Here is a 12,364-nt window from a genome sequence, read left to right as displayed (position 1 = left end):
AAGGAGGACAAGGAGGACAAGGAGGACAAGGGGAGGACACTTCCGTGCGGGGGTTCCCCCCCGTTGAGGAAGGTGTCCGTGGACAAGGAGGACAAGGAGGACAAGGGGGTTTTCTTGCTTTCTTGCAGGGGGAGTTTGTCTCCTCCTCTCCCTTGTCTCCCCCCTCTCCCTTGTCTCCCTTGTCTCCCCATCCCCCCTTCCCCACTCCCCACTCCCCACTCCCCATTCCCCGAATAAGTGAAAGAAGTCTGTTATAGGAGGTTAATCTTGGTTAAACTGAAAGTTGGCATCAATGGATTTGGACGCATCGGACGGTTAGTGTTTCGCGCTGGTATGAATAATCCCAATATCGAGTTTGTGGGGATTAATGACTTAGTACCACCAGATAACTTGGCTTATTTATTAAAATACGACTCTACCCACGGAACTTATCAGGGCAACGTTGAAGCTAAGGAGGATGGTATCGTTGTCGATGGACGCTTCATTCCTTGCGTGTCGATGCGGAATCCGGCGGAATTGCCTTGGGGTAAATTAAGCGCCGATTATGTCGTGGAATCTACGGGGCTTTTTACCGATTCGGAAGGAGCCGGAAACCACTTAAAAGCTGGAGCCAAGCGGGTTGTGATATCTGCTCCCACAAAAGAGCCGGAGAAAGTTCGTACTTTGTTAGTTGGTGTCAATCACGACATATTTGACCCCGCAAAAGATGCGATCGTCTCTAATGCTAGCTGCACTACAAACTGTTTGGCTCCCATTGCCAAAGTAATTAACGATAACTTCGGTTTAACTGAAGGGTTAATGACCACCGTCCACGCGATGACAGCTACCCAGCCCACAGTAGACGGTCCTTCTAAGAAAGATTGGCGCGGTGGTCGCGGTGCCGCCCAAAATATCATACCCTCTTCTACAGGAGCCGCGAAAGCCGTAGCTTTGGTTTTACCAGAGTTAAAGGGTAAGCTAACTGGTATGGCATTGCGAGTCCCGACCCCTGATGTCTCCGTGGTTGATTTGACCTTTAAGACAGATAAAGCCACCAGCTACAAAGAAATTTGTGCGGCAATGAAGGCAGCTTCTGAAGGAGGAATGGCAGGTATTTTGGGTTACACAGAAGATGAAGTAGTTTCCACCGACTTTCAAGGCGATCGCCGTTCTAGTATCTTTGATGCCGGCGCCGGTATGGAACTAAATTCCAACTTCTTTAAGGTTGTTGCCTGGTATGACAACGAGTGGGGCTACTCTAATCGTGTAGTTGACTTGATGTTATCGATGGCACAAAAAGAAGGACTGTTAGAACGTGTAGCTGCCACTGTCGGTTGATTAGTCATTAGTCAATGGTCAATGGTCAATGGTCAATAGTCAATGGTCAATGGTCAATGGTGCAAAAACTTTGGACTTTTGACTCTTGACTTTGGACTGTTGACTCTTGACTTTGGACTGTTGACTCTTGACTGTTGACTCTTGACTTTGGACTGTTGACTCTTGACTTTGGACTGTTGACTGTTGACTCTTGACTCTTGACTTAACATAATCGTCGTATTTCTGAGGGGTAGCGTAATCCGCAAAAGCAGCAAATCATGGTGCATTACAGTTATTTTTTTACGCGCTGTCTGAATATTTGCTTTCCTAAACTCCGAACCCCTAAACTTTATGCGTCGAACCAAGATTATTTGTACTGTAGGACCTGCTACATCTGCACCCGAACGGCTGCAAGCGTTGGTAGATGCGGGAATGAATGTAGCGCGGTTGAATTTCTCTCACGGGGCGCATGAATTCCACGCGCAAACGCTTCATCATCTAAGGAAGATTAGCGCGGATACGCTTCATCCGATCGCGATTATGCAAGATTTGTGCGGTCCAAAGATTCGTTTGGGCGTTTTGCCACCAGAAGGACTAACTGTAGAGGCTGGACAAGAAGTAACTTTTGTGCTGCAAGAGCAAGGTAGCAGTATCGACGAATTGCCGCTACCATTGCCGACTTTATTTGCAATGGTGCGACCTGGTGAACCGATTTTAATTAACGATGGTCGCGTGAAATTGATTGTAAGCGATCGCGATGCCGATAAAATTCGAGCGTTGGTGAAAATTGGTGGAGTTATTTCCACCAGCAAAGGTGTAAACTTGCCAGAAACACGTTTACCCGTCAGTTCGATTACCGAAAAAGACTTGCTCGATTTGCGCTTTGGCATTCAGTTGGGTGTAGACTGGGTAGCGGTTTCGTTTGTGCGATCGGCTCAAGATTTAGAACCCGCACAACGAATGGTAGAAGCCGCAGGTGCTAACATTCGCATCATCGCCAAAATCGAAAGACGAGAAGCAGTAGAAGATTTAGATAGCATCTTAGAAGTTGCCGACGCCATTATGATTGCCCGTGGCGATTTGGGGGTAGAAATGCCCATTTATGAAGTCCCCCTAATTCAAAAAGAAATTACACGCCGCTGCAACCAAGCCGGCAAGCCTGTAATTACTGCCACGCAAATGTTAGAGTCGATGATTAGCGCTCCCGATCCCACCCGCGCCGAAGCAACGGATGTTGCAAACTCTATCCTGGATGGTACGGATGCGGTGATGCTTTCTGGAGAAACTGCCGTCGGACAATATGCGATCGCCGCAGTTGAGATGATGCACAATATCGCCGTGCGGACAGAACAATCTTTACAAGAAGGTGCCAGACATTCTTGGACTCACAAGGGCGGTAGTCTCAGCGTCACTGAATCTGTCGCCGAAGCGGTTTGTCGCGTCGCTTACGAAACAGGTGCAAGGGCAATTCTCTGCAACACGTCTTCTGGAAGTACAGCGCAATTAGTCTCTAAATACCGTCCGACAACCCCAATTATCGCCCTCACGCCCCTAGAAACCACTTACCGTCAGCTTGCACTTTCCTGGGGTGTAGTTCCTTGCTTAATTCCCCCAGTCCACAACGCCGAAGAAATGTTTACGAATGTGGTGAAAAGCGTTGTAGACATGGGTTTGGCAAACAACGGCGATAAAGTCGTGATTACATCCGGCGTCCCTGTTGGTAAATCAGGCACAACCAGTTTAATTAAAGTGCATACAATTGGACAGCCTATTTCTGCCTGACTTCGTAGAATGGGGCATTGGGGAGAGGGGGAGACAGGGAGACAAGGAGACAAGGAGAGGGGGGGATGGGGGGATGGGGGGATGGGGGGACAAGGGGAGGGGGAGACAAGGGGAGTATTATTCAAAAATTCTCCTTGTCTGCCTATCTCGCTGTCCCCCTTGTCCTCCTTGTCCTCCTTGTCCTCCTTGTTCTCCTTGTCCCCTTGTCCCCTTGTCTCCCTTGTCCCCCCCCTCTCCCCAGATGGGCAATTGTGAAGAAAAGTTGCCACAATTGGAATTGAAGGTGCAGCGAAGGATGTCAAGAAGAGGGAATAAGTAAATCCTAAATAAACAACATTCACGGAGTATGTATGTCTAAAAATTTACTGGAACAATTGCGGTCAATGACCGTTGTCGTGGCAGATACGGGAGATATTCAGGCAATTGAGAAGTTTAAGCCACAAGATGCTACGACAAATCCATCCCTGATTACTGCTGCGGCACAGATGCCAGAATATCAGGAAATTGTCGATCAGACATTACTCCAAGCAAAGAAAGATGCAGGATCGAGCGCAAGCCAAGCGCAAATCGTTGTGATGGCGTTTGACCGTTTGGCGGTGTCGTTTGGATTGAAGATTTTGCAAATCATTCCCGGTCGGGTGTCTACGGAAGTAGATGCGCGTTTGTCGTATGATACTGAGGCGACGGTGAATAAAGCGCGGGAATTGATTGCTCAATACTCTTCGGCTGGAGTTGGACGCGATCGCGTTCTCATCAAAATTGCTGCTACTTGGGAAGGCATTCGCGCTGCGGAAATTCTGGAGAAAGAAGGTATTCACTGCAACCTGACTTTATTGTTTGGGATTCACCAGGCGATCGCTTGTGCAGAAGCTGGTGTTACTCTAATTTCTCCGTTTGTCGGGCGGATTCTCGACTGGTACAAGAAAGACACCGGACGCGATAGCTATCCCGCACACGAAGACCCCGGTGTTTTGTCTGTGACAACAATCTACAACTACTATAAGAAGTTCGGCTACAAAACTGAAGTTATGGGAGCTAGTTTCCGTAACATTGGTGAAATTACTGAATTAGCTGGTTGTGATTTGTTGACGATTTCTCCGGCACTTTTGACTGAGTTGCAAGCGACTACAAACGCATTGCCACGCAAACTCGATCCAAAGAATGCACCAAAGATGGGTATTGAAAAAACACCGATGGATAAAGATATCTTTGAAAAAATGCATGTGAGCGATCGCATGGCATTTGATAAACTATCCGAAGGTATCGATGGCTTCACCAAAGCTTTGGAAAGCTTAGAAAAACTACTTGCCGAAAGATTATCTACTCTGGAAGCAAACGTTAAAGTCGGCGCCGCATAACATATCCCTCCCCTCGTTCCTTGCCAGAGGCAAGGAACGAGGAAACAAACGTATTTGCTAATGCACCATCGTTAAAGTTAGTCTCCTGCATTAATTAATTCAAAAAATTGCGAAATCTGTTTAGTTGATCGAATGTGATAAACACTTTTGATGCTTTGAGCCTGCTCGATATACTCACGATATTTTGGTGTCAAATATTTGTGACATAACCAAAGCACACGGTAACTATTAATCGAACTCTTTAATATTGGACTGTTGGAGTGCCAGCCTACTGGTGGTTTAAAGTAACCTGTGATTAGTCGTTTAGTTACCCACCAGAAATGAACATATAGCGGTAAATCCACATAAACCAGACTATCCGCCTCGTCCAGGCGTAGCCAGAGGGTTTCCATGCAACCAAACCCGTCGATAATCCATCGGTCAGTAGCCAAAATTTGCTGATGGGCACGCTTATAGTCTTCAGGGGGAACCTCCGTACCCCCTGATTGATATTTAACCTTGTCCAAGACGTGAAGTGGCAAACCCGTGATTTGGGATAATCTCTTGCTTAGAGTTGATTTACCGCCTCCAGCATTGCCAAACACCGCTACTTTTTTCATCGCCACTCTCCTTTTATTGCTTCTTCATAGCTTTTATCTTTAGCCTTTGACTAAACTTTTAACAGAGACTTTCTCAAGCAGTTAGCGAATCATAGCTCACAAAACTTGCTGGCAATAAAAAGCGATGAAAATATTGGTACTGAATGCCGGATCTAGCAGCCAAAAGAGTTGTTTGTATGAAATCACAGAATCAGCTTTGCCCACAGAACCACTTCAACCGCTGTGGGAAGGTAAAGTTAAATGGACTCAAGATCGCGGTGTGGCAGAAATCAAGGTGAAATCAGCTACGGGTGGGGTGCTGGAGGAAGAAATCTACGCTGATTCCCGACCGGCACACGTCGCTTATATGCTTCATACCTTGACTCGCGGTTCCACGAAGGTGATTAGTCAGCTTTCAGAAATCGACGGGGTGGGACATCGTGTGGTACATGGTGGGCAAGATTACCGTGCTAGTGTGGTAATTACTGATGAGGTGAAAAAGGCGATCGCTCGTCTTTCTAACTTAGCTCCAGCACATAATCCAGCCGCTTTGGAAGGAATTGCAGCGATTGAGAAAAGCTTGGGAAATATACCCCAAGTGGCAGTTTTTGATACGGGTTTTCATTCGCATATCCCCGATGCAGCAGCAATTTATCCCGGTCCCTACGAATGGATAGAACAAGGTATCCGTCGCTACGGCTTTCATGGTATCAGTCACGAATACTGCTCTAAACGTGCGGCTCAAATTCTTGGTCGAGATTTAGCTTCTTTACGGATAATCACCTGTCATTTAGGCAATGGTTGCTCTTTGGCGGCGATTAAAAACGGTCGCAGTGTTGACACGACAATGGGATTCACGCCCTTAGATGGATTGATGATGGGCAGCCGTTCTGGTTCGGTCGATCCGGGCATTTTGATTCATCTGTTGCGGCAATCAAATTACTCAGCCGAGCGCTTAGATTATGTCTTAAATAAAGCTTCTGGCTTACGTGGAATTTCGGGTGTATCCAGCGATTTGCCGCAAGTTATGGAGGCGATCGCCCAAGGCAATTATCGCGCTCAACTTGCTTGGGATATGTACGTACATCGCTTGCGTTCTGGGATTGGGGCGATGCTTGCCAGTCTGGGGGGATTAGATGTTTTGGTGTTTACCGCCGGCGTTGGTGAAAATTCTCCAGCAATTCGCCAAGCTGCTTGTGATGCCTTTGGATTTTTGGGTATGAAAATTGACCCGGAAAAAAATACCCGCAAACCTGTTGATGAGGATATTGCTACCACTGAATCGGGTGTGCGGGTACTTGTGATACATACTCAAGAAGATTGGGCGATCGCGACTTGGACTTGGCAACACCTCATCTCAAGGTAAAAGAAGTTACTCATTCTTAATCCTTACCCTTCACACTTTTTAGATATCTAAATCTGTGAGGTCAAGTTTAGAACCGTAGGTTTCAATGAATTCGCGTCTCGGTGCGACGCGATCGCCCATTAAAATAGTGAAAATGCGATCGGCTTCGGCTGCATCCTCAATTTCCACTTGTTTGAAGGTGCGGGTTTCTGGGTTCATTGTTGTTGTCCAGAGTTGTTCTGGCATCATTTCCCCCAAACCTTTGAACCGTTGGATAGTGTAGTTGGCATTTTCGGGAAACTCAGCTATGCGCTGTTGCAGTTCGCGATCGCTATAACAGTAGTAATAATTGCGTCCTCGCTCTACTTTATATAGTGGCGGACAAGCAATATATATGAAACCCTGTTCGATAAGCGATCGCTGATACCGATAAAAGAAAGTTAACAACAGTGTTCGGATGTGCGCTCCATCTACGTCAGCGTCTGTCATGATGACTATGCGGTGATAACGCAGTTGGCTAGAGTCGAATTCATCACCTTTTACACCCAAACCAAGCGCCGTAATCAACGATTGAACTTCGTTGTTTTTGTAGATTTTGGCATCGTCGGTTTTTTCGATATTCAGGATTTTACCGCGTAGGGGAAGGATGGCTTGAGTTCGGCGATCGCGTCCTTGTTTAGCGCTGTTATGCACAAACACACCACTTGCCAAAGCAAAGTTGTGAGAGTTAGGAACTTCGATATCGTAAACATCCATTCTTTCTTCCAAGCGATCAATAGAAACAACGCGATGGTTGTAGTTTTTCACAGCTTCACGCGCTCGGCTGCGATTACCATGAAAATATCGAGTGCGCGGAGCGCAGGCTTCGCCAACGCAAAAAGTCTCCCAACGCAGCATAGATTTGTCGCGTGTATGCTTGCGATAACACCGATAAACTTCTAAATCCAAGCAGCCGATTTGCAATTCAACTTCCTTCAAAGCGGCGATCGTTTTGAAATAGTAGGTTTTCTCTAACGCTTCACGACGTTGTTCGCGAAATTCCCACGTCCATTGTTCCTTGGTTTTTTCTCGACGCCAATCTAATAAATCTTTGTCTTCCCATTGTTTTTTCGCTAATTCTGAAAGCACCTTCCGCGCTTGCGGATTATTTTCAAAGTACTCGCGCACTCGTTGAGATTGAGTTAGACGATTTGCTTCATCACTCCAATACTCTTGTTGCGCTCGATTGAGTTGCTCGCTATTTTCTTGCCGATAAGTCTCATTACTTTCATAAAATTCACGCCATTTAGCAAGCATATAAGCCTTGTAGACTTCATCTTCCCACTGCGCTTTCGCTTGTTCTGAGAGAATTTGCCGCGTTTGCTCTTGCTGCATCCGTTCGCTCATAAAAGCGCGAAATTCTTCACTTTGATGAATTTGGCGGCTCTTTTCAATTACATCTGGTCGATGTAATGTCTTTTCCAAGTTTTGCCGATGCAGTTCTAAGTGCGCTTCCGGCGACATTTGCTTGATGTTTGTCGGATTGTTGTTCAGTTTGTTGAAATCGACATGATGACGATGACATCTACCTAAAGACTGATAAACACCATGCTCAAGGTTATAGAAATCTGCTAATAAATGCGTATAAATCCATGTATCTTTCAATGGATTCCAAACCATTTCGTAGCCATTCAGCCCAGTTCCTCGTTCATTTTTCTGGGAGAGCTTGCGATGTATGGGCATCAGCGAATCTTCGGGAGTCAGTAATTCTGCTGCTTTATAACTACCATCTCGCAACATAAAGGGATGATCTGGCGTGCAGATAATTGTTTCGCCGTTGTCCAAGGTCAGTTTCACAACTTCCGCATTTTCCTTGGTTCGTCTGGCATTAATAATACGTTCTACACCTATGTTGCCACTCTCCCTAATGGTGTAACAGAAGTTCTCTTTACCTTGTTCTTGCTCGTCTATAATCTCTTTTAGCGTCAGTACACGTCCATCAGTAAGTAAAATATTTGTGTATAAAAAGAAGCAACCACCCGCTGAATCGCCTTCGACGATGAAAATCTCCGATTCACCGGGATCTCTGGAGCTACAATCTGCCAATTTACCGGGTAATGGCGACGATTCCAGTACTGATTTGCGGCGGACTAACTCTCGTGCATGACGTGCGGCTTCAGCGGCTTTGAAAGCTTGAATGGCTTTATCTAAAACAGCATCGGCAACACCAGGGCGAAATTCTAAGTACTCGGTGAGAACTTCACCAACTAAAGAATCGACAATTCCCCGGACTTCGGTGTTACCGAGTTTGGTTTTAGTTTGTCCTTCAAATTCCGGTTCGGGGACTTTGACGGAAATTACCGCTGTTAAACCTTCACGGACGTGTTCACCGCTGAGGTTTGGTTCGTTGTCTTTAATTTTATTGCGCTTGCGGGCGATCGCATTCAAGGTGCGTGTCAGAACCGTCTTCAAACCCTCTAGGTGCGTACCACCATCTACCGTGCGAATATTATTCGCAAATCCTAACAAGTTATCCGTATAAGCATCCGTACACCACTGCAAAGCCACTTCAACTTGCACGTTGTTACGTTCCCCCTGCACAAAAATAATTTCTTCATGTAGTGGCTGCTTCTCGCGGTTGATGTAGGCAATATACTCTTTGATACCGCCCTTATACTCATACGTTTCTACCTTGGGGGTATCGCTTTTAAGTAATTCTAAACGGTTGTCGGTGAAGATAATTTTCACACCGGCATTCAGATATGCCAATTCCCGCAGACGACCTGCTAAAGTGATGTAATCAAACTCAATACCCGTAGTGAAGATTTGCTCATCTGGCTTGAAGGTGATAGAAGTTCCGGTTCTTGCTTCTTTCAACGGCTTCACTTTCATTTCAGTAACCGGAATACCGCGTTCAAAGCGTTGGACATGGACTTTTTTATCTCGCCAAACTGTAACTTCAACCATCTCAGATAGAGCGTTGACAACAGAAATACCAACTCCGTGCAATCCCCCAGAAACTTTGTAACCACCGCCGCCAAATTTACCTCCAGCGTGGAGTACCGTCATCACCGTTTCTAGTGCTGATTTTCCCGTCTTAGAGACAGTATCGGTGGGAATACCGCGACCGTCGTCTGTTACCGTTACAGAACCATCGGCATTGATTTCCACCTCCACATGGGTACAGTACCCAGCCAAAGCCTCATCAACGGAATTGTCCACCACCTCGTAAACTAGATGATGAAGTCCCTTTGGACCAGTGGTGCCGATGTACATCCCCGGTCGTTTGCGGACGGGTTCCAGACCTTCCAGAACTTGAATCTGATCGGCACTGTAACTGCTCGTCATGAAATTTCTCCTGATTCGTGGGGGTGAACTCGTTAAAATACAAATAAAGTCAAATCACTCCAAAATTCTAACACAAAAGGGTTGGAGGCGACTGTAGGGCAATTAGATGATAAGTTTATATAGGGGATGTAGCTGGCTTGGTTTACTTGATGGATTGGCTTTGAGTGCGATTAATATATTATCGATGTGATGAGCATCGCGCAGCAAGTCTGAAGAGTGAGTATCGCTTGTGCCAAAATTACATTAGCCGAAAAAGAAGCGAAAAGGCTCCAAAATTCTAGCATAAAAGCCTTGCTAGAGAGGGGGGAAGTGGAAGAGGGGGGCAGGGGGGGCTTTCTTAGGCAGGGGGGAAATATTTCTTCTTTCTTGCCATGAGTCCCTTTTCCCTTTTCCCCTCCTGAAATTGCCCGCTAGCCCGCTTGCCCGCTTGCCCGCTAGCCCAATGCCAATGCCCAATTCCCCATTACCCCTTCGGGGTTCGCCAGGTGCTTCAAGTCGGGAGACCCGACGGCAGATGCTTCAAGCCGGGAAACCCGTCCAACGCACTGCCTCCCCAACGCACTGGCGAACCAATTACCAATGCCCAATGACCTACTTTGACCAATGACCAAACTAATTGTAATTTGTGGAGCGACGGCGACAGGTAAATCGGGGTTAGCGTTATCTTTGGCAAGAAAGTTGAATTCTGTAATTTTGAGTGCAGATTCTCGTCAAGTGTACCGCGAGTTTGATATTGGTACGGCTAAACCAACAACGGCTGAACAAAAGTTGGTGTCACACTATTTAATAGATATTTGCGCTCCCACAGACATAATGACGGTAGCAGATTACCAACAGCAAGCACAAGCCTTAATTGCTTCTTTTGATCTTCGTCCACTATTGCTAGTTGGTGGTACCGGTTTATATATACGTTCTATTGTACAAGGAATGAAAATTCCCAGAGTTGCACCGCAGAAAGAATTGCGATCGCATCTCGAATCTTTCGGTCAAATGCAACTCTACATCATGTTGCAACAAGTTGATCCAGTTGCAGCACAAAAAATTCACCCTAACGATCCAGTGCGAACCTTAAGAGCATTAGAGGTATTTTATGTCACTGGTCGCCCTATTTCCGAACAGCAAGGAGAGAATCCACCAAATTATCCAATTTTGCAAATTGGTTTAAATTGCGATTCTCACCACTTAACCCAGCGTATTGCAAAGCGCACAGAGCAAATGATCGCAAATGGCTTAGTAGCTGAAGTAGAATATCTTTGTCAGAAATATGGTGCTGACTTATCTTTGTTAAATACATTAGGATATCAAGAAATAAAAGAATATTTAGCAGATGAGATATCTTTAGATAAAGCTCAAGAATTAACAATTTTGCATACGCGACAATTTGCCAAACGTCAACGCACATGGTTTCAGGTATCTCCACAGATTGAGTGGTTTGATGCAGATAATCCTAATTTATTAGAACAAGTATGGCAGCGAGTGCAGCTTTTTTTAACGAATTCTCAACAATAAGCTAAATATTTAATATTTAATTTAAAAATATGATTAATCAAACTCAAAATTTCTTACTACTTTCCTGTATTTTCAATATTTTATTTTTTATCGCTATCGCTTTATTTATTGCCAAAAAAGGTGGTTTGTCATATTTATTTAATAAAGTCTTGCATATTTTGCCCGAGAATAAGAGTAAACATTTTGACTATCCGCCTTACTATTGGCATAAAAAAAGCCAATTTGAAAAACTACCATTATCTGAATCGGATATCATTATGTTGGGTGATAGTATCACCGATGAAGGTGAATGGACAGAGTTATTAGGATTGAATGTAAAAAATAGGGGTATTTCTGGTGATACCACAGAGAGAATATTACATCGTTTAAATACCATATTAGAATCCAAACCAAAACAAATATTCTTAATGATAGGTATTAACGATTTAATCAATGATGGGAAATCGGTAACAGCAACTTTAGAACAATATAAAAATATCTTACGTGACTTGAAAGAAAAAACACCAAAAACAAAAGTATTTGTGCAAAGTGTCTTACCTGTCAACAATAAAGTTTATCTATATTGGCAAGATAATAATAACGTCTTAAAAATTAATTCCGGCTTGAAAAACTTAGCGAAAGAATTTAATTATGAATATATAGATATATTTTCTCTTTTATTAGACTCAGAAAACCAATTAGATGCTCAATATACAGTGGATGGGCTACATTTAAATGGTCAGGCATATTTAGTTTGGAAGACAGTTATTGAAAAATATATGGTTGCGCCTGAACCATAAAATAGGTTATAAACTGCCTTTGTAACATCTTTAAAGGCTATCTTGTGAAAAATAATGTACATCATTCAATGGGTGACCTGGGACTCGAACCCAGAACCAGCAGATTAAGAGTCTGATGCTCTACCATTGAGCTAGTCACCCACACCATTATGAATAATAGCATACCTTTGAGTCTTACGCCAGCATTTTTTCCGCTTTTTTGAGAAATTTAGTATTTCGCATAGCTTAAGAATTGAGGAAATGTATTTTTACATTGCCTCAATTTCAGTAACTTTAATTAGATAGTTTTTAGGATTTTCGTATGTCATTCACTTAAGTGAATTGATTTAATTTTAAAGGTTGGATGTTTTGCTAAGAATAATAATGACAGTTAAGCAATACATCAATAAA

Annotated in this window: 9 protein-coding genes, 1 tRNA gene and 1 pseudogene; 7 read left to right on the top strand and 4 right to left on the bottom strand. The window is 44.4% G+C overall.

Annotation, left to right across the window (positions count from 1 at the left end):
* The 3 genes and pseudogenes from PI95_RS13530 to pyk form a co-directional block, all read left to right on the top strand.
* Positions 1-257 (top strand): annotated as a pseudogene (locus PI95_RS13530) (hypothetical protein); the annotation flags it as partial.
* Between the two features lie 10 nt (positions 258-267).
* On the top strand, positions 268-1,317 hold the full coding sequence (gap, locus tag PI95_RS13525; RefSeq protein WP_039740956.1) for a type I glyceraldehyde-3-phosphate dehydrogenase: 1,050 nt from the start codon (positions 268-270) through the stop codon (positions 1,315-1,317).
* A 330-nt stretch (positions 1,318-1,647) separates the two neighbouring features.
* Positions 1,648-3,078, top strand: a complete 1,431-nt coding sequence (pyk, locus tag PI95_RS13520; protein ID WP_039740958.1) for a pyruvate kinase — start codon at positions 1,648-1,650, stop codon at positions 3,076-3,078.
* Positions 3,079-3,195: 117 nt separating this feature from the next.
* Here pyk and PI95_RS36800 read toward each other — a convergent pair whose 3' ends face one another.
* Entirely contained in the window at positions 3,196-3,327 is a 132-nt protein-coding gene (locus PI95_RS36800; protein ID WP_268896770.1) for a hypothetical protein, read from the bottom strand.
* 101 nt (positions 3,328-3,428) lie between these two features.
* Between PI95_RS36800 and PI95_RS13510 the strand changes: the two genes are divergently transcribed.
* On the top strand, positions 3,429-4,436 hold the full coding sequence (locus PI95_RS13510; RefSeq protein WP_039740960.1) for a transaldolase: 1,008 nt from the start codon (positions 3,429-3,431) through the stop codon (positions 4,434-4,436).
* Between the two features lie 77 nt (positions 4,437-4,513).
* Here PI95_RS13510 and PI95_RS13505 read toward each other — a convergent pair whose 3' ends face one another.
* Positions 4,514-5,035, bottom strand: coding sequence for a P-loop NTPase family protein (locus tag PI95_RS13505; RefSeq protein WP_039740962.1), 522 nt, complete (start codon positions 5,033-5,035; stop codon positions 4,514-4,516).
* A gap of 124 nt (positions 5,036-5,159) precedes the next feature.
* On the opposite strand from PI95_RS13505, the gene PI95_RS13500 reads away from it, so the two are divergent.
* The gene (locus tag PI95_RS13500) at positions 5,160-6,380 is read left to right on the top strand and encodes an acetate kinase (protein ID WP_039740966.1); all 1,221 of its coding nucleotides are present in this window, start codon (positions 5,160-5,162) and stop codon (positions 6,378-6,380) included.
* A 39-nt stretch (positions 6,381-6,419) separates the two neighbouring features.
* On the opposite strand, the gene gyrB is transcribed toward PI95_RS13500, so the two are convergent.
* Positions 6,420-9,614, bottom strand: a complete 3,195-nt coding sequence (gene gyrB, locus PI95_RS13495) for a DNA topoisomerase (ATP-hydrolyzing) subunit B (protein WP_444881578.1) — start codon at positions 9,612-9,614, stop codon at positions 6,420-6,422.
* 675 nt (positions 9,615-10,289) lie between these two features.
* Between gyrB and miaA the strand changes: the two genes are divergently transcribed.
* Positions 10,290-11,195, top strand: a complete 906-nt coding sequence (gene miaA, locus PI95_RS13490) for a tRNA (adenosine(37)-N6)-dimethylallyltransferase MiaA (RefSeq protein WP_039740973.1) — start codon at positions 10,290-10,292, stop codon at positions 11,193-11,195.
* A gap of 29 nt (positions 11,196-11,224) precedes the next feature.
* The gene (locus PI95_RS13485; RefSeq protein ID WP_039740975.1) at positions 11,225-11,974 is read left to right on the top strand and encodes a GDSL-type esterase/lipase family protein; all 750 of its coding nucleotides are present in this window, start codon (positions 11,225-11,227) and stop codon (positions 11,972-11,974) included.
* Between the two features lie 69 nt (positions 11,975-12,043).
* Here the strand turns inward: PI95_RS13485 and PI95_RS13480 are convergent.
* Positions 12,044-12,115 (bottom strand) — tRNA-Lys (locus tag PI95_RS13480).
* Between the last annotated feature and the right edge of the window lie 249 nt (positions 12,116-12,364).

It is taken from the genome of Hassallia byssoidea VB512170 (assembly GCF_000817785.2).
GTDB classification, from domain to species: domain Bacteria; phylum Cyanobacteriota; class Cyanobacteriia; order Cyanobacteriales; family Nostocaceae; genus Hassallia; species Hassallia carrinoi.
This window is presented reverse-complemented; position numbering and strand designations above follow the sequence as displayed.